This window comes from Pusillimonas sp. SM2304 (genome assembly GCF_031628915.1).
Lineage (GTDB): Bacteria > Pseudomonadota > Gammaproteobacteria > Burkholderiales > Burkholderiaceae_B > Pusillimonas_C.
In genome coordinates this window covers 952,449-972,536 of record NZ_JAVLUJ010000001.1, presented here as the reverse complement: position 1 = coordinate 972,536, position 20,088 = coordinate 952,449, and the positions used below count along the sequence as shown (strand labels likewise).

Annotated in this window: 15 protein-coding genes; 11 read left to right on the top strand and 4 right to left on the bottom strand. The window is 60.5% G+C overall.

The genetic code is table 11. The features are described from left to right. The first annotated feature begins 51 nt into the window (after window positions 1–51). The 6 genes from rplK (at window position 52) to rpoC (ending at window position 10,928) form a co-directional block, all read left to right on the top strand. On the top strand, window positions 52–483 hold the full coding sequence (rplK, locus tag RE432_RS04475; RefSeq protein WP_013743977.1) for a 50S ribosomal protein L11: 432 nt from the start codon (window positions 52–54) through the stop codon (window positions 481–483). Between the two features lie 2 nt (window positions 484–485). Then, entirely contained in the window at window positions 486–1,181 is a 696-nt protein-coding gene (gene rplA, locus RE432_RS04470; RefSeq protein WP_310932021.1) for a 50S ribosomal protein L1, read from the top strand. A 252-nt stretch (window positions 1,182–1,433) separates the two neighbouring features. Further along, window positions 1,434–1,958 (top strand): 50S ribosomal protein L10, encoded by a 525-nt coding sequence (rplJ, locus tag RE432_RS04465; protein WP_310932020.1) that lies wholly within the window; start codon window positions 1,434–1,436, stop codon window positions 1,956–1,958. A 72-nt stretch (window positions 1,959–2,030) separates the two neighbouring features. Further along, window positions 2,031–2,411 (top strand): 50S ribosomal protein L7/L12, encoded by a 381-nt coding sequence (gene rplL, locus RE432_RS04460; RefSeq protein WP_013743974.1) that lies wholly within the window; start codon window positions 2,031–2,033, stop codon window positions 2,409–2,411. A gap of 160 nt (window positions 2,412–2,571) precedes the next feature. Continuing rightward, window positions 2,572–6,684 (top strand): DNA-directed RNA polymerase subunit beta, encoded by a 4,113-nt coding sequence (gene rpoB, locus RE432_RS04455; RefSeq protein WP_310932018.1) that lies wholly within the window; start codon window positions 2,572–2,574, stop codon window positions 6,682–6,684. Beyond that, window positions 6,684–10,928, top strand: coding sequence for a DNA-directed RNA polymerase subunit beta' (gene rpoC / locus RE432_RS04450; RefSeq protein WP_310932016.1), 4,245 nt, complete (start codon window positions 6,684–6,686; stop codon window positions 10,926–10,928). The genes rpoB and rpoC overlap by 1 nt, the downstream gene beginning before the upstream one ends. A gap of 82 nt (window positions 10,929–11,010) precedes the next feature. Here the strand turns inward: rpoC and RE432_RS04445 are convergent, their stop codons facing one another. From RE432_RS04445 to RE432_RS04430, 4 genes are read right to left on the bottom strand one after another with little or no spacing between them, the layout of a single operon-like run. After that, a complete protein-coding gene (locus RE432_RS04445; protein WP_310932015.1) occupies window positions 11,011–11,346 on the bottom strand; it encodes an SMR family transporter in 336 nt (111 codons plus the stop codon). Window positions 11,347–11,388: 42 nt separating this feature from the next. Further along, window positions 11,389–13,347: a CHASE2 domain-containing protein gene (locus RE432_RS04440; protein ID WP_310932014.1), complete on the bottom strand. Its 1,959-nt coding sequence runs from the start codon at window positions 13,345–13,347 to the stop codon at window positions 11,389–11,391. A gap of 1 nt (window position 13,348) precedes the next feature. Then, window positions 13,349–14,455 carry a FecR domain-containing protein gene (locus RE432_RS04435; protein WP_310932012.1) on the bottom strand — a complete coding sequence of 369 codons (1,107 nt, stop codon included), beginning with the start codon at window positions 14,453–14,455 and terminating at the stop codon, window positions 13,349–13,351. Further along, window positions 14,452–15,159 (bottom strand): response regulator transcription factor, encoded by a 708-nt coding sequence (locus tag RE432_RS04430; RefSeq protein WP_310932011.1) that lies wholly within the window; start codon window positions 15,157–15,159, stop codon window positions 14,452–14,454. Before RE432_RS04430 ends, RE432_RS04435 begins: the two co-directional genes overlap by 4 nt. Window positions 15,160–15,291: 132 nt before the next feature. On the opposite strand from RE432_RS04430, the gene RE432_RS04425 reads away from it, so the two are divergent. From RE432_RS04425 to tuf, 5 genes are all read left to right on the top strand, one after another. Then, window positions 15,292–15,534, top strand: coding sequence for a hypothetical protein (locus RE432_RS04425; RefSeq protein WP_310932010.1), 243 nt, complete (start codon window positions 15,292–15,294; stop codon window positions 15,532–15,534). Window positions 15,535–15,664: 130 nt separating this feature from the next. Beyond that, window positions 15,665–16,042 (top strand): 30S ribosomal protein S12, encoded by a 378-nt coding sequence (gene rpsL, locus RE432_RS04420; protein ID WP_041682771.1) that lies wholly within the window; start codon window positions 15,665–15,667, stop codon window positions 16,040–16,042. Between the two features lie 136 nt (window positions 16,043–16,178). Then, a complete protein-coding gene (gene rpsG, locus RE432_RS04415; RefSeq protein WP_130038211.1) occupies window positions 16,179–16,649 on the top strand; it encodes a 30S ribosomal protein S7 in 471 nt (156 codons plus the stop codon). Window positions 16,650–16,667: 18 nt separating this feature from the next. Further along, window positions 16,668–18,770: an elongation factor G gene (fusA, locus tag RE432_RS04410; protein ID WP_310932009.1), complete on the top strand. Its 2,103-nt coding sequence runs from the start codon at window positions 16,668–16,670 to the stop codon at window positions 18,768–18,770. 75 nt (window positions 18,771–18,845) lie between these two features. Further along, window positions 18,846–20,039: an elongation factor Tu gene (tuf, locus tag RE432_RS04405; protein ID WP_310932007.1), complete on the top strand. Its 1,194-nt coding sequence runs from the start codon at window positions 18,846–18,848 to the stop codon at window positions 20,037–20,039. The last annotated feature ends 49 nt before the right edge of the window (window positions 20,040–20,088 follow it).

The window sequence follows — 20,088 nt, the reverse complement described above, 5'->3', positions numbered from 1 at the left end:
GGAGCCGTCCGCGCACAGCGCGCCGGTGTTTGAACCCGCAAGGAGCTAAGCATGGCGAAGAAAATCGTCGGCTTTATCAAGCTGCAAGTACCAGCTGGTAAGGCTAATCCCTCACCCCCTATCGGTCCGGCGCTGGGTCAGCGCGGTCTGAACATCATGGAATTCTGCAAGGCGTTCAACGCCAAAACCCAAGGCGTCGAGCCGGGTTTGCCCATTCCTGTGGTCATTACCGCCTACGCAGACAAGAGCTTCACCTTCATCATGAAGACGCCGCCTGCCACCATCCTGATCAAAAAGGCCAGTGGTGTGCAGAAGGGCTCGGCACGTCCCAACCTCGACAAAGTCGGTGTGTTGACGCGCGCTCAAGCTGAAGAAATCGCCAAGACCAAAACGCCCGACCTGACAGCCGCCGATCTGGACGCCGCTGTTCGCACGATCGCTGGCAGCGCTCGCAGCATGGGCATCACGGTTGAAGGGGTATAAGCATGGCCAAGTTGAACAAGCGCGCGGCCGCTATTGCCGCCAAGATCGATCGCAACAAGTTCTACCCTGTTGCCGAAGCGTTGACCCTGGTCAAGGAAACCGCCACCGCCAAATTCGATGAGTCCATCGACGTGGCCGTGCAGTTGGGCATCGACCCCAAGAAGTCCGACCAGCTCGTCCGTGGCTCGGTCGTCCTGCCCGCCGGCACCGGAAAATCGGTGCGGGTTGCCGTGTTCGCCCAAGGCGACAAGGCTGAAGCCGCCAAGGCTGCCGGCGCCGATATCGTCGGCATGGAAGACCTGGCTGAAACCATCAAGGGTGGCCAGATCGATTTCGACATCCTGATCGCTTCGCCCGACACAATGCGTATCGTCGGCGCCCTGGGCCAGGTGCTGGGTCCCCGCGGCCTGATGCCCAACCCCAAGGTCGGCACGGTGACGCCCGACGTCGCCACGGCGGTCAAGAATGCCAAGGCAGGCCAGGTTCAGTACCGTACCGACAAGGCCGGTATTATCCACGCCACCATCGGCCGCGCCTCTTTCGGCGTCGAACAACTGCAAACCAACCTTGCCGCGCTGGTCGAAGCCTTGAACAAGGCCCGTCCCGCTGCCGCCAAGGGTGTGTACCTGCGCAAGCTGGCCGTTTCGTCCACCATGGGCGGCGGTGCGCGCGTAGAAATAGCTTCTCTGGCGGCGTAAGCGCTGCCGGAAACAGAACTTTGGGCTGTGCCTGGGATTCTCCAGGCATTGCTGTCAAAGACCGCTGGAGCCGGGCCATTAACGTACTCGTACGCCAGGGCCAGGCTTAATTTCAGACTGTTCGCAGTTTGATTCCAGCGCAGACGGCGTCCCATGGAAGATTTCTTGTTGTATGAAGAACTCGACCAGGTGCGCCGCATTCGGTAGACGCAAGGGACCCTCCCATGCGTCATTTGATGGAGTGTTCAAACCGTGAGTCTCAATCGTAAAGAGAAAGCGGTAGTTATCGAAGAGGTCTCTGCAGAAGTTGCAAAGGCGCAATCGATCATTATCGCTGAGTACCGTGGTCTGGACGTCGCCTCTGTTACCGTATTGCGCAAAACTGCGCGTGAGTCGGGTGTGTATTTGCGTGTTCTGAAGAACACGCTAGTCCGTCGCGCTGTGGCTGGAACTCCCTACGAGGAGCTCACAGCCCAGTTGACCGGTCCGCTGATCTATGCGGTCAGCGCCGATCCAGTCTCGGCGGCAAAAGTACTTGCCGGTTTCGCAAAGACCAACGAAAAGCTGGTTATCAAAGGCGGGGCATTGCCCAACAGCCTGTTGGACCAGGATGGCGTAAAGGCTTTGGCCACGATGCCTTCCCGCGAAGAGTTGCTTTCGAAACTTATGGGTACGATGCAAGCACCCGTCACGCAATTTGTGCGTACGCTCAACGAAGTTCCAACCAAGTTCGCCCGCGGCCTTGCTGCTGTGCGCGATCAAAAAGCGGCCGCGTAAGCAGCCGCCCGGAATTTCGTCGAACCGAGCGACACCCAACCCTGGCATTTATCAATATTTGGAGTTCTTAAAATGGCATTAAGCAAAGCTGAAATCCTTGACGCTATCGCTAGCATGACCGTGCTCGAATTGTCCGAGCTGATCAAGGAAATGGAAGAAAAATTTGGCGTGTCGGCTGCTGCCGCCGCTGTGGCTGTGGCTGCTCCCGCTGCCGGTGGCGCTGCCGCCGCTGCTGAAGAGCAAACCGAGTTCACCGTTGTTCTGGCTGAAGTCGGCGCCAACAAGGTCAGCGTCATCAAGGCCGTGCGCGAAATCACCGGTCTGGGCCTGAAAGAAGCCAAGGACCTGGTTGACGGCGCTCCCAAGCCCGTTAAAGAAGGCCTGGCCAAAGCCGACGCCGAAGCTGCACAGAAAAAGCTTGAAGAAGCTGGCGCAAAAGTCGAACTCAAGTAAGACTTTTCCTGCTTGCCCGGGAAGGCTTTGGCCCTCCCGGGCTTTTGCGTTTCCAGAAAACCCGCGATTCCGGTGCGGTTATTGTCCCGAGTGGGGTTTTCTGGAGTCGTAAACCAGGGCCGTGGTTGACGGCCCATGTAACCCTCGAGTCGGAGTGCTCATGCCTTATTCGTATACCGAAAAAAAGCGCATACGCAAGAGCTTCGCCAAGCGTGAAGACGTCCAGGACGTCCCTTACCTTTTGGCGACTCAACTGCAATCATTTAAAACATTTTTGCAGGCGGATACTACACCATCCAAACGCAAAGAAGAAGGCCTGCAAGCGGCTTTCAGTTCAATTTTTCCGATCGTAAGCCATAATCAGATGGCGCGCCTGGAGTTCGTGAGCTACGTGCTTGGTGAACCCGTGTTCGACGTCAAAGAATGTCAACTGCGCGGCCTGACCTATGCTTCGCCGCTGCGCGCCAAGGTGCGCCTGGTCCTGATGGATCGCGAAGTCAGCAAACCCACCATCAAGGAAGTCAAAGAGCAGGAAGTGTACATGGGCGAAATTCCGCTCATGACCAACACCGGCTCGTTCGTCATCAACGGCACCGAGCGCGTGATCGTATCGCAGCTGCACCGGTCGCCGGGTGTCTTCTTCGAACATGACCGCGGCAAAACCCACAGTTCGGGCAAGCTGCTGTTCTCGGCACGCGTGATCCCCTACCGCGGCTCCTGGCTCGACTTCGAGTTCGACCCGAAAGACATCCTGTTCTTCCGTGTCGACCGTCGCCGCAAGATGCCCGTCACCATCCTGCTGAAAGCCATTGGCATGACGCCGGAAGCCATCCTGGCCTACTTCTCGGACTTCGACAACGTCGAGATCCACAACGAAGGCGGCATGCTCGAGTTCGTGTCCGAGCGCTGGAAGGGCGAAGTGGCGCATTTCGACATCACCGATCGCTCCGGCGCGGTCATTGTCGAAAAAGACAAGCGCATCAACGCCAAGCACCTGCGCGACCTGGCCAACGCCAAGGTCGAGCGCATTTCCGTGCCCGAGGATTTCCTGCTGGGCCGGATTCTGGCCAAGGGCGTGGTCAACCCCGAAACGGGCGAAATCATCGCCAATGCCAACGACGAGATCACGGAAACCATTCTGGCCGACATCCGCGCCGCGAATATCCGCGAAATCCAAACGCTGTACATCAACGACCTGGACCGCGGCGGCTATATTTCGCAAACGCTGCGCACGGACGAAACCGTGGATCAGATGGCTGCGCGCGTTGCCATCTACCGCATGATGCGTCCTGGCGAGCCGCCTACCGAGGACGCCGTCGAAGCCCTGTTCCAGCGCTTGTTCTACAGCGAAGAAGCCTACGATCTGTCGCGCGTGGGCCGCATGAAGGTCAACAGCCGTCTAGGCCGTGGCGAAGACATCACCGGTCCCATGACGCTGACCAACGAAGACATTCTTGAAACCATCAAGGTACTGGTCGAACTGCGTAACGGCCGTGGCCAGATCGACGATATCGATCACCTGGGCAATCGCCGCGTGCGCTGTGTCGGCGAATTGGCCGAAAACCAGTTCCGCGCCGGTCTGGTGCGTGTCGAGCGCGCCGTCAAAGAACGTCTGGGCCAGGCAGAGACCGAAAACCTCATGCCGCATGACCTGATCAACTCCAAGCCGATCTCGGCCGCGATCAAAGAGTTCTTCGGCTCCAGCCAGCTGTCGCAGTTCATGGATCAGACCAATCCGCTGTCCGAGATCACGCACAAGCGCCGTGTATCGGCCTTGGGCCCCGGCGGTCTGACCCGCGAGCGCGCCGGCTTCGAAGTGCGCGACGTGCATCCCACGCACTACGGCCGCGTTTGCCCGATCGAAACGCCTGAAGGTCCGAACATCGGCCTGATCAACTCCATGGCGCTGTATGCGCGCCTGAACGAGTACGGCTTCCTGGAAACCCCGTATCGCAAGATTATCGAGGGCAAGGTCAGCGAGCAGATCGACTACCTGTCGGCCATCGAGGAAAGCAACTACGTCATTGCCCAGGCCAACGCCGAGCTTGACGCGGAAGGCCGCTTTGTCGATGACCTGGTCGCTTGCCGCCAGGCTGGTGAAACCATGCTGACCGCACCGTCCAACGTGCACTACATGGACGTCGCACCGTCGCAGATCGTTTCCGTGGCCGCATCGCTCATTCCCTTCCTTGAGCACGACGACGCGAACCGGGCCTTGATGGGCGCCAACATGCAGCGCCAGGCCGTCCCTTGCCTGCGCCCCGAAAAACCGCTGGTGGGCACCGGCATCGAGCGCACCGTTGCGGTCGACTCGGGCACCACCGTGCAGGCGGTTCGCGGCGGTATCGTCGATCATGTCGATGCCGAGCGTGTGGTGATCCGCGTGAACGATGACGAAAACGTGGCCGGCGAAGTGGGTGTAGACATCTACAACCTCATCAAGTACACGCGTTCCAACCAGAACACCAACATCAACCAGCGTCCCATCGTCAAGCGTGGCGATCACGTGGCGCGCGGCGACGTCCTGGCCGACGGCGCCTCGACCGACCTGGGCGAGTTGGCGTTGGGGCAGAACATGCTGATCGCGTTCATGCCCTGGAACGGCTATAACTTCGAAGACTCGATCCTGATCTCCGAAAAAATCGTGGCCGACGACCGCTACACCTCGATTCACATCGAAGAACTGACGGTCGTTGCCCGCGATACCAAGCTGGGCGCCGAAGAAATCACGCGCGACATCAGCAACCTGGCCGAAACCCAGTTGAACCGCCTGGATGACTCCGGCATTGTCTACATCGGCGCCGAAGTGCGCGCCGACGACGTGCTGGTCGGCAAGGTCACGCCCAAGGGCGAAACCCAGCTGACGCCGGAAGAAAAACTGCTGCGCGCCATCTTTGGTGAAAAAGCTTCCGACGTCAAAGACACCTCGCTGCGCGTGCCTTCGGGCATGGTGGGCACGGTGATCGACGTCCAGGTCTTCACCCGTGAAGGCATCGAGCGCGACAAGCGTGCGCAATCCATCATCGACGACGAACTGCGCCGCTATCGCCAGGATCTGAACGATCAGCTGCGCATCGTCGAAGACGATACGTTCGACCGTATCGGCAAGTTCCTGGTCGGCAAGACCGTCAACGGCGGCCCGCGCAAGCTGGCCAAGGGTTCGGCGCTCGACAAGGCCTACCTGACCGACCTGGATCGCTGGCAGTGGTTCGACATCCGCCTGGCGGATGAAGAGCACGCCGTGGTGCTGGAGCAGGCCAAGGAATCGCTCGAACAGAAGCGCCATCAATTCGACCTGGCCTTCGAGGAAAAGCGCAAGAAGCTCACGCAGGGCGACGAATTGCCTCCAGGCGTGCTGAAGATGATCAAGGTCTACCTGGCCGTCAAGCGCCGCTTGCAGCCGGGCGACAAGATGGCCGGCCGTCACGGCAACAAGGGCGTGGTCTCGCGTATCACGCCGGTTGAAGACATGCCGCACATGGCCGACGGCACCCCTGCCGACATCGTACTGAACCCGCTGGGCGTGCCTTCCCGGATGAACGTCGGGCAGGTGCTCGAAGTCCACCTGGGCTGGGCGGCCAAGGGGGTGGGTTATCGCATCGCCGACATGCTTCAGGACGAAAAGAATATTCAGGTCAAGAATATTCGCGGCTATCTGGAAAAGGTCTACAACACCACCGGGGCCGGCGCGCGCATCGGCGAGCTGTCCGACGACGAAGTGGTCGAAATGGCCCGTAACCTGAAGAACGGCGTGCCGCTTGCGACACCGGTTTTCGACGGGGCGACCGAAGGGGAAATCACCCAGATGCTCGAATTGGCCTACCCGGACGACATCGCGGACCGCCTGAAGCTGACGCCCACGCGTTCGCAGGCATGGCTGTTCGACGGCCGCACGGGCGAGCAGTTCGAGCGCCCGGTCACCATCGGTTATATGCACTACCTGAAGCTGCATCACCTGGTTGACGACAAGATGCATGCCCGCTCGACCGGACCTTACTCGCTCGTGACGCAGCAGCCCCTGGGCGGTAAAGCCCAGTTCGGCGGCCAGCGTTTCGGCGAGATGGAAGTCTGGGCGCTGGAAGCCTACGGTGCTTCGTACACGCTGCAAGAGATGCTCACGGTCAAGTCCGACGACATCTCCGGCCGCACCAAAGTGTACGAGAACATCGTCAAGGGCGACCACGTCATCGATGCCGGCATGCCTGAGTCGTTCAACGTTCTGGTCAAAGAAATTAGATCCCTGTCCCTGGACATGGATTTGGAGCGTAAATAATGAAAGCGCTACTCGATCTATTCAAACAAGTCTCGCAAGACGAGCAATTCGATGCCATCAAGATTGGTATCGCGTCGCCTGAAAAAGTGCGGTCGTGGTCTTACGGCGAGGTTCGCAAGCCGGAAACCATCAACTACCGTACTTTCAAGCCCGAGCGCGATGGCCTGTTCTGCGCCAAGATCTTCGGTCCGATCAAAGACTACGAATGCCTTTGCGGAAAGTACAAGCGCCTGAAGCATCGCGGCGTGATCTGCGAAAAGTGCGGTGTCGAAGTCACCGTGGCCAAAGTGCGCCGCGAGCGCATGGGCCATATCGAACTGGCCAGCCCGGTTGCGCACATCTGGTTCCTGAAGAGCCTGCCCTCGCGTCTGGGCATGGTGCTCGACATGACCCTGCGCGACATCGAACGCGTGCTGTATTTTGAAGCATGGTGCGTGATCGAACCCGGCATGACCCCGCTCAAGCGCGGCCAGATCATGTCCGACGACGACTTCCTGGCCAAGACCGAAGAGTACGGCGACGACTTCCACGCCCTGATGGGCGCGGAAGCCGTGCGCGAATTGCTGCGCACCATCGACATCGACCGCGATGTCGAAACGCTGCGCGCCGAACTCAAGGCCACATCGTCCGACGCCAAGATCAAGAAAATTTCCAAGCGCCTGAAAGTGCTGGAAGGCTTCCAGAAATCGGGCATCAAGCCCGAGTGGATGGTCATGGAAGTGCTGCCCGTGCTGCCGCCCGACCTGCGTCCGCTGGTGCCGCTCGATGGCGGCCGTTTCGCCACGTCCGACCTGAATGACCTGTATCGCCGCGTCATCAACCGCAACAACCGCCTGAAGCGCCTGCTGGAGCTCAAGGCCCCCGACATCATCCTGCGCAACGAAAAACGCATGCTGCAGGAATCGGTGGACTCCTTGCTGGACAACGGACGCCGCGGCAAAGCCATGACCGGCGCCAACAAGCGCCAGCTCAAGTCCCTGGCCGACATGATCAAGGGCAAGAGCGGCCGTTTCCGTCAGAACCTGCTGGGCAAGCGCGTCGACTACTCCGGCCGTTCGGTCATTGTGGTGGGTCCTCAGCTCAAGCTGCACCAGTGCGGCCTGCCCAAGCTGATGGCGCTGGAACTGTTCAAGCCTTTCATTTTCAATCGTCTTGAAATGATGGGCCTGGCCACGACCATCAAGGCCGCCAAGAAGCTGGTGGAAAGCCAGGAACCGGTCGTCTGGGATATTCTCGAAGAAGTCATCCGCGAACACCCGGTCATGCTCAACCGTGCGCCTACGCTGCACCGCCTGGGCATTCAGGCTTTCGAGCCGGTGCTGATCGAAGGCAAGGCCATTCAACTGCATCCGCTGGTTTGCGCCGCCTTCAACGCCGACTTCGACGGCGACCAGATGGCCGTTCACGTGCCGCTGTCGCTGGAAGCCCAGCTGGAAGCGCGCACCCTGATGCTCGCGTCCAACAACGTGCTGTTCCCCGCCAACGGCGAACCCTCCATCGTACCGTCGCAAGACATCGTGCTGGGCCTGTACTACACGACGCGCGAACGCATCAACGGCAAGGGCGAAGGCCTGTTCTTCATGGACATCGCTGAAGTCCAGCGCGCCTATGACAACCGCGAAGTCGAGCTGCAAAGCCGCATCACGGTGCGCCTGAACGAGTACGAGAAAGACGCCGAAGGCCAATGGCAGCCGGTGCTCAAGCGTTTCGAGACCACGGTCGGCCGCGCACTGCTGTCGGAAATCCTGCCGCAGGGCCTGCCGTTCTCGGTGCTGAACCGCCCGCTGAAAAAGAAAGAAATTTCCCGCCTCATCAACCAGTCGTTCCGCCGTTGCGGTCTGCGTGCCACGGTGATCTTCGCCGACAAGCTCATGCAGTCCGGCTTCAGGCTGGCTACGCGCGGCGGTATCTCCATCGCCATGAGCGACATGCTGATCCCCTCGGTCAAGGAAGACATCCTTGCGCAGGCCAGCAAGGAAGTCAAAGAGATCGACAAGCAGTACTCGTCGGGTCTGGTCACGTCTCAAGAGCGCTACAACAACGTGGTCGACATCTGGGGCAAGGCCGGCGACAAGGTCGGCAAGGCCATGATGGAACAACTGGCGACCGAGCCCGTGGTCAACCGCCACGGCGAAGAGGAACGCCAGGAATCGTTCAACTCGATCTACATGATGGCCGACTCGGGCGCGCGGGGTTCCGCCGCCCAGATCCGCCAATTGGCCGGGATGCGCGGCCTGATGGCCAAGCCAGACGGTTCGATTATCGAAACGCCGATTACCGCCAACTTCCGTGAAGGCTTGAACGTACTTCAGTACTTCATCTCGACGCACGGGGCGCGTAAAGGCCTGGCCGATACCGCGCTGAAGACGGCAAACTCGGGTTACCTGACACGCCGTCTGGTCGACGTGACCCAGGATCTGGTCATCACCGAATCCGATTGCGGCACGACACGCGGCTACTCCATGAAAGCCCTGGTCGAAGGCGGCGAGGTCATCGAGCCCCTGCGCGACCGTATCCTGGGCCGCGTGGCTGCCGTCGACATCGTCAATCCCGACACGCAGGAAACCGCCGTTGCAGCGGGAACCCTGCTGGACGAAGACCTGGTCGAATACATCGACAGCATCGGCGTCGACGAAGTCAAGGTGCGTACTCCGCTGACTTGCGAAACGCGTCATGGCCTGTGCGCGCACTGCTATGGCCGCGACCTGGGCCGCGGCTACCTGGTGAACCGCGGCGAAGCGGTCGGCGTGATTGCCGCCCAGTCCATCGGTGAGCCCGGCACGCAGCTGACGATGCGTACCTTCCACATCGGTGGCGCCGCATCGCGTGCAGCCATGGCCAGCTCGGTTGAAACCAAGTCGGCCGGCAGTATCGGCTTTGCCATCGGCTTGCGCTATGTCACCAATGCCAAAGGCGAGCGCGTGGCCATTTCCCGTTCGGGCGAGATCGTCATTTTCGACGACAACCGCCGCGAGCGCGAACGCCACAAGATCCCTTACGGCGCAACGATCGCCGTGGGCGACGGCGATACCGTGAAGGCCGGCCAGCGCCTGGCCAGCTGGGACCCGCTGACGCGTCCTATCGTGTCCGAATACGCCGGTCAGATCCGCTTCGAGAACATCGAGGAAGGCGTCACGGTGGCCCGCCAGCTGGATGAAGTCACCGGCCTGTCCACGCTGGTGGTCATCACGCCCAAGACGCGCGGCGGCAAGACCATGATGCGTCCTCAGATCAAGCTTCTGAACGAAGCCGGCGAAGAGGTCAAGATCTCGGGCACCGATCACTCGGTGAATATTTCATTCCCGGTGGGCGCACTGATCACCGTTCGCGACGGCCAGCAGGTTACCGTCGGCGAGGTGCTGGCGCGTATCCCGCAAGAGTCGCAGAAAACCCGCGATATTACGGGCGGTCTGCCTCGCGTTGCCGAGCTGTTCGAAGCCCGTTCGCCCAAAGACGCCGGCATGCTGGCCGATGTCACGGGTACGGTTTCCTTCGGCAAGGACACCAAGGGCAAGCAGCGCCTGGTCATCACCGACCTGGAAGGCGTCAGCCACGAGTTCCTGATTCCCAAGGAAAAACAGGTGCTGGTGCACGACGGCCAGGTGGTGAACAAGGGCGAAATGATCGTCGACGGCCCGGCCGATCCGCACGACATCCTGCGCCTGCAGGGCATCGAGCGGCTGGCCAGCTATGTGGTCAACGAAGTTCAGGACGTGTACCGTCTGCAGGGCGTGAAGATCAACGACAAGCACATTGAAGTGATTGTGCGTCAGATGCTGCGCCGTGTAACGATCACCGATGCCGGCGATAGCAGCTTCATCACCGGTGAACAGGTCGAGCGTTCCGAACTGCTCAATGAAAACGACCGCATGGATGCCGAAGGCAAGATCCCCGCAACCTACGACAACGTGCTGCTGGGTATCACCAAGGCCTCGCTGTCGACCGACTCGTTCATTTCCGCGGCTTCGTTCCAGGAGACCACGCGTGTCCTGACCGAAGCGGCGATCATGGGCAAGCGCGACGATTTGCGTGGCCTGAAAGAGAACGTCATCGTTGGCCGCCTGATTCCCGCAGGTACCGGCATGTCGTATCACATGGCGCGCAAAGACAAAGAGGCGCACGAGGCAGCCGAGCGTCAAGCCGCTCGCGCCCTGGCCAATCCTTTCGAGGACACGCCGGCCGAAGTCGTGGAAAGCCAGGAGCCGCCGGCTGCTGACGACGCCGCAGGCAACACCGAAGCGTAACGCTTCGCTTTGCTCCAGCAAAAACGCCAGGTTTCACAACCTGGCGTTTTTTTTGCTGTGGACGATAAAGGTGCGCCGCGGCTTAGTGTGGAACGCTTTTGGAAAACACGTTGACGACCAGCACGCCGGCCACGATAAGGCTCAGGCCCAGTATGGCCGGAAGGTCCAGCGCCTGCTTGTGAACCACCCAGCCGGCCAGGGAGATCAGCACGATGCCGACACCCGACCAGATCGCGTAGGCGATGCCGGTAGGAATCGTCTTGAGCGTCAATGACAGGCAGTAAAACGCCAGGGCGTAGCCGATGATGACGACGATGCTTGGAACGAGCCGATTGAAGCCGTCCGATGATTTGAGTGCGGTCGTCGCAATGACCTCGGCAACGATTGCAATCCCCAAGGGGATGTAAGGGGAAGCCATGTAGTTGCTCTCCGTAAATGAAAGGATTGTTTGCGTGGCCGCCTACGGCACGCGCGGCAGACGTATGCTGAAGGTGCTGCCCGCGCCTTCCCGGCTTTGAACGGTGATGGTGCCGCGGTGACGGTTGATGACCGTGATGACGAACGCCAGGCCCAGGCCGGTGCCGGTGGGATTGTGCGGCGCGTCTTCTTTGATGCGGGCAAATGGTATGAAGAGTGTAGCCTGTTGATCGGCGCTGATGCCGCGCCCCTGATCCTGAATGATCAGCGACCAGGCATCCTGGTCTTCGATAATGCGGCAGGCGACTTCGGTGTGGTCCGCGCTGTACTTCAAGGCATTGTCCAGCAGGTTGCAGCAAGCGCGCGTCAACAGGGCCAGGTCGCCCATGACCCATGCCTGGTCGGGATGCTGGTCGAACCGGATATGGATGCTTTTCTGGCGTGCCGGCGCCCAGAACTCGTCGCAGCATTGCGCCAGCAGTTCCACCAAGTCGACGCGCTGCCGCGACAAGGGCGCCGCTTCCGCCCTGGCAAGCTGGACGAAGCCGTCGACCAGGCCCAGCGTCTTGCCGGCGTAGGTATCGATACGCTGCAGGAATTCCGCCGGCGGCAGGGCGGTTCCGGGCTCTTGCTGCAGTTGCGTCAGCGCCAGAATCGAATTCTGGGGTGCCCGCATGTCGTGAGACAGGAATCGCAGGGTTTCATCGCGCTTCTGGTGGGCTTGGCGCAGTTGCGCGATGGCGCCATGCAACTGGGTGACGCGGGCGGAAAGCGACCCGCCCGCGTGTGCCGGTTCGTCTGCGCCCGCCAGGCCATGCAGGCCCTGCCGTTCGGCGTTCAGGGCCAGCAACTCGCGGTCGATGTGCTGGAGCGCCGCTTCTTGACTGCGCCAGCTCCACACGGGGTAGGCCAGTGCGACGCCGATGATGCTGGCAGTGATGGGTGTCCAGAATTGGGCATAACGCATCAGCAGCCAGCTGGCCGCGAAGATCAGCAACAGCGCGATCAGGGTGGCCAGGAACGATCGGCGGGGCGAGAGGCGGCGCAGCGCCGTGCAGGCCAGCAGCACGGGCAGGCAGGCCAGCAAGCTGCCCAGCCACCGCGGCGGGGTGCGTATCCAGTGGTCATGAAGAGCGCTGTGCAGGCCATTGGCCATGATCTCGACCCCTGCCATGGCCTCGCCCTGCTGCGATAGGGGGGTGGGAAAGACGTCGCCCAGGCCCGATCCCCAGGAACCGACCAGAACGAGCTTGCCTTTGAACGCGGATTCCGGAATATGCCCGTTCAGCACCTGGGCATAGGGGTAGATGGTGAAATGGCCGGGTGTCCCGGCATAGGGAATCAACCGCTGCGCAGGCTGCTCCAGAAGGCGCCGCAGGCTGGCCTGGTCGTTGGCCACGTCCAGCATGGCCGCAATGAAATGGTGCGCCTGCCCGTCAGCGTCCAGGGGCTGGAACAGCGTCAGCGACCGGATGACGCCGTCCGTGCTGGGGTAGATGTTGATGTAGCCCAGGGCCGCGGCGGCCAGGCTGAGCGGCTCGAGCGGGTCCAGGGTGTGGCGCCCGCCGGGCTCGATGACCTGCGGCAGGACGACCCGGCCGTGCCGCGCGATGGCCTGTGCCAGGGTCTGGTCATCCTTGGGGTAGGCCGGATTCGTGTCGCTCAGCACAAAGTCCATGCCGACCACGCGTGCCTGGCGCAGTTTGTCGAGCAGTTGCGCGTGCAGGGCGCGGCGCCAGGGCCAGTATCCGATCTGATTGATGCTGCCGTCATCGATGGCCACGATGACGATGTCCTCGTCATGGACGGGCTGGGTCGTGGCGGCCAGCATTTTGTCGTAGAACACTTGGTCCAGCCGCGTCAGCCCGGCCTGCGGGCTGAAATACGCGATGCACAGCGTCAAAAAAACCATGACCGCCATGACCAGCCGCCATTCCGTCTGGACTCGCCGTTCCAGATTGCCCCAGAAGCGCGCGTCCGTTTCGCGGGCGGGACGCGGCATGTCAGTAGTCCGTCAGCACCACGAATTGGCCGAACTGGGTCGATATGGGGGCGCCGTCGGAGGACTGCAGCACGGGCTGGCCCAGGAAGGGCTGGACGGCATCCGCGCCATTCAGGCCATCGGCATCGATGCCGCGCACCATGACGTAATACGTGCCTGCGCCGGGGGCGCGGAACGAGGCATCGGTCGAGTGGATGCGCTGGCTGGAATACAGCTGGGTGCCCTGGGGATCGCCCGCAACGCGCAGCAGATACGCGCTTGCGCCGGCTACCGGCGGAAAGGTGGTGGTCCAGCCGCCGCCGTCGCGCACAGGGGCGGCAAGGACGGGCGCGGGCAGCAAAGTCTTGACGCCCAGCAGTTTGCCGTCGGGATTGACCGCCGCGCCTTGACCGGGCCTCAGGCGGGCCGATTCGGCGTCCCCGGCATGGAGTCCCGCGGCCCCGGCCAGGACTTCGCTTTGGGCGCCTTGGGCGTTGGCGTGCACCCGTAGATGCGTGCCCCGCACGCCGGTGATGCTGACAGGGGTGCGGACCTCGAAACGCCCCACGCCGGTGCCTTGCGGCGCCACCTGCGATTCCAGCGAGCCGTCTTCCAGCGTGAAGATGGTGTCGGTCAGTGCCGTGCCCTTGAACACCCGGAGGCGTTCCAGGCGGAGCGCCGATTGGGCCGGAATGGTAAGCGCGCTGCCGTCTTCCAGGGCCAGTGTGACGAAGCCGTTGGCCTCGGTATGTACGACGTCGCCTTCGGCAAGGACGCTGCCGGCGGCCAGGGGCCCCTGATTCGTTCGTGCCTGCCCCGCCACGTGTGTGACCTGGGCTTGCGCCGGCAGTTCGGGGATCAGCGAAAAGGGGATTTTAAGTTCCAGGCCGATGGGCAGCGCTGTGGGCTCCTGGACGGCGTTGAGCGTTTGCAGCGTGCGCCAGTGATCCGCCCGGTCGGTGAAACGCTCTGCCAGGGCGGTCAGGGTATCGCCGCTGACGACCCGATAAATAAAGTTGTCGCCCTGCGCGCCCGCCGGCTGGGCCAGGCTGGGGGTGCAGAACAGACTTGCAAAGACGAAAAGGATGAGCGGCCGGATAAGGCGGGGTAAAAGCAAGGAAAGCGTCATGAGGGTTCAGAAGTGTCCGAGACCAGTTCCAGGCGGTAGCCCAGGGCATAGGAAGAGATCAGGCGTACGCCATGCTCGGGCCGCAGCTGCAATTTGCGGCGGATGTTGGAAAGATGGGTGTCCAAGGTCCGCGATGTGGCGGGAATGTCGCGGTTCCATACATTGCTGCTGAGCACATCGCGGGAAAACAGCTTGCCGGGGTTGCGAAAAAGCAGCAGGGCCAGCTCGTACTCCTTGGGCGCCAGCTCGGCTTTCCGGCCATGCAGCGCAATGCTTTCGGTAGCCGGGTCGATCTCGAATGCGCCGCAGCGGAACGGCCCTTCGTTGTGGGCTTCGGTATTATGGCGCCGCAGCAAGGCGTCTACACGGGCCAGCAGCTCGCCCTGGCGCACCGGCTTGAGCATATAGTCGTCGGCGCCGGCCCGCAAACCCGCCACCAGGTCGTTTTCCAGGACCCGGCTGGTCAGGAACATAAGGGGAAGCGAGTATCCCAGGTTGCCGCGCACCCATCGGACGACATCGATCCCGCTGATATCGGGCAATTCCCAGTCAATCAGCAGCAAATCGAAGCTGGCCTTGCGTTGCAGCGCGGCCAGAAGCCCGCTGCCTGTATCGAACAACGTGCATTGGTGTCCGGCCGAGACCAGGATTTCGTGTATGAGCCGACCTTGGGCAAGGTCATCTTCGACGGAGGCTATATTCATGCAGGATTTGGCCCCTTAATGAGTGAGTGAGAGCTAGGCCAATGTTACGAGTTAGGTCCAATGTTACGATACCACTCAAGCCGTGTCGAGCGATGCCGCCTGCCGCCCCCTTTGTCCGGCATGGCGCAGGCCATGTTGCGCGTCCTGCAACACTTTGCACCCTGGCGCTTGCTCATTTTATTTTGGGCGTGCTATGATGGTGAGCTAACTTTAAGGGTCGTGTTTTCTTTTGGTATGTATTTTGGTATACGGCAAGCTTTGCCGCGTACCGGCCCCAAACACACTGCCAACCCTGTAAGTTATTTTCAAGTTTTGCTGCAAGGCCCGCTCTTTTACGTTATTCGTGTCAGGCGGTTTTTTGCGCAAACCGCCTGAAGCTCTTGGGCCGGGGTTGTATTGTCATCTTTGTCATATAGCCTTGGCGCCAAAGAACAGGCGTTTATTCAAATACGTAAATCTAAGTACGCAAGTACCGATTTTAAACGTCACAGGATGCGTAAAGGTTATGCCAACCATTAGCCAACTCGTGCGCAAGCCGCGCGAAGTCTCCCGCGAGAGCAGCAAGAGCCCGGCGCTCGAGAACTGCCCTCAGCGGCGCGGTGTCTGCACTCGCGTGTACACCACCACCCCTAAAAAACCTAACTCGGCTTTGCGTAAAGTCGCCAAGGTGCGTCTGACCAACGGCTTCGAAGTCATTTCGTACATCGGCGGCGAAGGCCACAACCTGCAAGAACACTCGGTGGTTCTTGTGCGTGGCGGCCGTGTAAAAGACTTGCCAGGTGTGCGTTACCACATCGTGCGCGGTTCGCTCGACTTGCAAGGTGTCAAAGACCGCAAGCAGTCGCGTTCCAAGTACGGCGCAAAACGCCCGAAAAAAGCCTAAGTTTTTCCCTAGTCCAGCCAGTCTGGTCATCTCAGTGCAGCCGTGGGCATGGGCCCATAGCATGTAAGTGACCATTTAGATAAATGGTCGTGGCCGTGTAAAAGCGGTTCAACTGAACTGTCACAAGGAAGTTAAAATGCCTCGTCGTCGCGAAGTTCCCAAACGTGAAATTCTCCCCGATCCCAAGTTTGGCAGCGTAGAGCTCGCCAAATTCATGAACGTTGTTATGTTGTCTGGTAAAAAAGCCGTCGCTGAACGTATTGTTTACGGCGCGTTCGACCAGATACAGGCTAAAACTGGCAAAGAGCCCATCGAGGTGTTCAACACTGCGATTAACAACATCAAGCCTCTCGTTGAAGTGAAAAGCCGCCGTGTAGGTGGCGCGAACTATCAAGTGCCGGTTGAAGTGCGCCCTGTGCGCCGCCTGGCCCTGGCCATGCGCTGGTTGCGTGAAGCAGCCAAGAAGCGTGGCGAGAAATCGATGGATCTGCGCCTGGCCGGTGAATTGCTTGACGCCTCCGAAGGCCGTGGCGGGGCGATGAAGAAGCGTGACGACACGCACAAGATGGCCGAGGCCAACAAAGCATTCAGCCATTTCCGTTGGTAATCTAAGGACATTTTTATTATGGCCCGCAAAACCCCCATTTCGCGCTATCGCAATATCGGTATTTCCGCGCACATCGACGCAGGGAAAACTACCACTACCGAGCGCATCCTGTTCTACACCGGCGTCAACCACAAGATTGGCGAAACCCATGAAGGCTCGGCCACCATGGACTGGATGGAGCAGGAGCAAGAGCGCGGCATTACCATTACTTCAGCGGCCACTACGGCATTCTGGCGCGGCATGGCCGGCGATCGCCCCGAGCACCGCATCAACATCATCGACACCCCGGGACACGTTGACTTCACCATTGAAGTCGAGCGCTCCATGCGCGTGCTCGATGGCGCCTGCATGGTGTATTGCGCTGTGGGCGGTGTGCAGCCCCAGTCGGAAACCGTATGGCGTCAGGCCAATAAATACGGCGTGCCCCGTTTGGCGTTCATCAACAAGATGGACCGCACCGGCGCGAACTTCTTCAAGGTCTACGACCAGCTCAAGCTGCGCCTGAAGGCCAATCCTGTGCCTATCGTGATCCCAATCGGGGCCGAAGACACCTTCACGGGCGTCGTCGACCTGATTCGCATGAAAGGCATCATCTGGGACGAAGCCAGCCAGGGCACCAAGTTCGAATACGTCGATATCCCCGCTGAATTGGTCGATTCGGCCAACGAATGGCGTGAAAAGCTGGTCGAGTCGGCAGCGGAATCGTCCGAAACGCTCATGGACAAATACCTGGAAACAGGCGAACTGACCGAAGACGAAATCAATTTGGGCATCCGTACCCGCACCATCGCTGGCGAAATCCAGCCCATGCTGTGCGGCACGGCGTTCAAGAACAAGGGCGTGCAGCGCATGCTCGACGCAGTTATCGACTATCTGCCTTCGCCCGTGGACATCCCGCCGGTTGAAGGTGTCGACGATGACGGCAACGCCATCAGCCTGCCGGCTGACGACAGCGCCAAGTTTTCGGCATTGGCCTTCAAGCTCATGAGCGATCCGTTCGTGGGCCAACTGACGTTCGTGCGCGTGTACTCGGGTGTTCTGAATGCCGGTGAAACGGTGTACAACCCCATCAAAGGCAAGAAAGAACGTATCGGCCGTATTCTGCAGATGCACGCCAACAACCGTGCTGAAATCAAGGAAGTTCTGGCCGGCGACATCGCCGCGGTGGTGGGCCTGAAAGACGTAACCACGGGTGAAACCCTGTGCGACGTCGGTCAGCACATCCTGCTCGAAAAAATGGAATTCCCCGAGCCCGTGATTTCGCAGGCCGTTGAACCCAAGACCAAAGCCGACCAGGAAAAAATGGGCATCGCGCTGTCGCGCCTTGCACAGGAAGATCCTTCGTTCCGCGTACGCAGCGACGAAGAATCCGGCCAAACCATTATTTCCGGCATGGGCGAGCTTCACCTGGAAGTGCTGGTTGACCGCATGCGCCGCGAATTCGGCGTCGAGGCCAATGTCGGCAAGCCGCAAGTGGCCTACCGCGAAACCATCCGCAAGACGTGCGAAGAAATCGAAGGCAAGTTCGTCAAGCAGTCGGGCGGTCGTGGTCAGTACGGTCACGTCGTGCTCAAGCTCGAGCCGCTTGAGCCGGGCGGCGGCTACCAATTTGTCGACGCCATCAAGGGCGGTGTGGTTCCTCGCGAATACATCCCCGCGGTCGACAAGGGCATCCAGGAAACCCTGCCAGCCGGCGTGGTGGCGGGTTACCCGGTCGTAGACGTCAAGGTAACGCTGTTCTTCGGTTCTTACCACGATGTCGACTCGAACGAAAACGCATTCCGCATGGCTGCCTCGATGGCATTCAAGGACGGCATGCGCAAGGCCAGCCCGGTCTTGCTCGAGCCCATGATGGCGGTTGAAGTCGAAACGCCGGAAGACTATGCCGGTACGGTCATGGGCGATCTGTCCTCCCGTCGCGGCATGGTCCAGGGCATGGACGATATTATTGGCGGTGGCAAGATCATCAAGGCCGAAGTACCCCTGGCCGAAATGTTTGGCTACTCGACCAACCTGCGTTCGCAAACGCAAGGTCGCGCAACGTACACGATGGAGTTCAAGCACTACGCCGAAGCTCCCAAGAACGTTGCTGATGAAGTCATCAGCGCGCGCGGCAAGTAATTAATCAGCGCCTGCCCGCAAGGTTGCGGGCAGGTAAATTTTTTTGTTTCCTTGAAAACATTGATGGGATAAATCATGGCAAAAGGTAAGTTTGAACGGACCAAACCGCACGTAAACGTAGGTACGATCGGGCACGTTGACCACGGCAAGACCACGCTTACAGCGGCAATCACCACGGTGCTGGCCAAGGCCTTCGGGTCGGGCGAGGCCAAGGGTTACGATCAGATCGACGCGGCGCCCGAAGAGAAGGCGCGCGGTATCACGATCAACACCTCGCACGTTGAGTACGAAACGGCCGCGCGCCACTACGCGCACGTTGACTGCCCGGGCCACGCTGACTATGTCAAGAACATGATCACGGGCGCGGCGCAAATGGACGGCGCCATTCTGGTGGTATCGGCCGCTGACGGCCCCATGCCGCAAACGCGCGAGCACATCCTGCTGTCGCGCCAGGTGGGCGTGCCTTACATCATCGTGTTCCTGAACAAGGCCGACATGGTCGATGACGAAGAGCTGCTCGAGCTGGTCGAGATGGAAGTGCGCGAACTGCTCTCGAAGTACGACTTTCCGGGCGATGACACGCCGATCGTCAAGGGCTCTGCCAAGCTGGCGCTCGAAGGCGACGAAGGCCCGCTGGGCAAGGAAGCGATCCTGAAGCTGGCCGAAGCGCTGGACACGTACATCCCCACGCCCGAGCGCGCGGTGGACGGCACGTTCCTGATGCCGGTCGAGGACGTGTTCTCGATCTCGGGTCGCGGCACGGTGGTCACAGGCCGTATCGAGCGCGGTATCGTCAAGGTGGGCGAGGAAATCGAGATCGTGGGCATCAAGGACACGGTCAAGACCACGTGCACGGGCGTAGAGATGTTCCGCAAGCTGCTCGATCAGGGCGAGGCGGGCGATAACGTGGGTATCTTGCTGCGCGGCACCAAGCGCGAAGACGTCGAGCGCGGCCAGGTGCTGGCCAAGCCCGGCTCGATCAAGCCGCACACGGACTTCTCGGCCGAGGTGTACATTCTGTCCAAGGACGAGGGTGGCCGTCACACGCCGTTCTTCCAGGGCTATCGTCCCCAGTTCTACTTCCGTACGACGGACGTGACGGGCACGATCGAGCTGCCGGCGGACAAGGAAATGGTCCTGCCAGGCGATAACGTGTCGATGAAGGTGAGCCTGATCGCGCCGATCGCCATGGAAGAGGGCCTGCGCTTCGCTATTCGCGAAGGCGGCCGTACCGTGGGCGCAGGCGTCGTCGCCAGCATCACTAAGTAATCTGCTTGTCCAGACGGGGGCGATATTGCCCCCGGTCTAATTCGTTCTT

What these genes read in the sequence shown, in the direction of transcription:
- fusA (WP_310932009.1), top strand. Translation starts at nt 16,668, where the DNA reads ATGGCCCGCAAAACCCCCATTTCGCGCTATCGCAATATCGGTATTTCC.
- rplK (WP_013743977.1), top strand. Translation starts at nt 52, where the DNA reads ATGGCGAAGAAAATCGTCGGCTTTATCAAGCTGCAAGTACCAGCTGGT.
- rplL (WP_013743974.1), top strand. Translation starts at nt 2,031, where the DNA reads ATGGCATTAAGCAAAGCTGAAATCCTTGACGCTATCGCTAGCATGACC.
- RE432_RS04430 (WP_310932011.1), bottom strand. Translation starts at nt 15,159, where the DNA reads ATGAATATAGCCTCCGTCGAAGATGACCTTGCCCAAGGTCGGCTCATA.
- RE432_RS04440 (WP_310932014.1), bottom strand. Translation starts at nt 13,347, where the DNA reads ATGCCGCGTCCCGCCCGCGAAACGGACGCGCGCTTCTGGGGCAATCTG.
- tuf (WP_310932007.1), top strand. Translation starts at nt 18,846, where the DNA reads ATGGCAAAAGGTAAGTTTGAACGGACCAAACCGCACGTAAACGTAGGT.
- rplA (WP_310932021.1), top strand. Translation starts at nt 486, where the DNA reads ATGGCCAAGTTGAACAAGCGCGCGGCCGCTATTGCCGCCAAGATCGAT.
- rpsG (WP_130038211.1), top strand. Translation starts at nt 16,179, where the DNA reads ATGCCTCGTCGTCGCGAAGTTCCCAAACGTGAAATTCTCCCCGATCCC.
- RE432_RS04445 (WP_310932015.1), bottom strand. Translation starts at nt 11,346, where the DNA reads ATGGCTTCCCCTTACATCCCCTTGGGGATTGCAATCGTTGCCGAGGTC.
- rpoC (WP_310932016.1), top strand. Translation starts at nt 6,684, where the DNA reads ATGAAAGCGCTACTCGATCTATTCAAACAAGTCTCGCAAGACGAGCAA.
- RE432_RS04435 (WP_310932012.1), bottom strand. Translation starts at nt 14,455, where the DNA reads ATGACGCTTTCCTTGCTTTTACCCCGCCTTATCCGGCCGCTCATCCTT.
- rpoB (WP_310932018.1), top strand. Translation starts at nt 2,572, where the DNA reads ATGCCTTATTCGTATACCGAAAAAAAGCGCATACGCAAGAGCTTCGCC.
- rpsL (WP_041682771.1), top strand. Translation starts at nt 15,665, where the DNA reads ATGCCAACCATTAGCCAACTCGTGCGCAAGCCGCGCGAAGTCTCCCGC.
- RE432_RS04425 (WP_310932010.1), top strand. Translation starts at nt 15,292, where the DNA reads ATGTTGCGCGTCCTGCAACACTTTGCACCCTGGCGCTTGCTCATTTTA.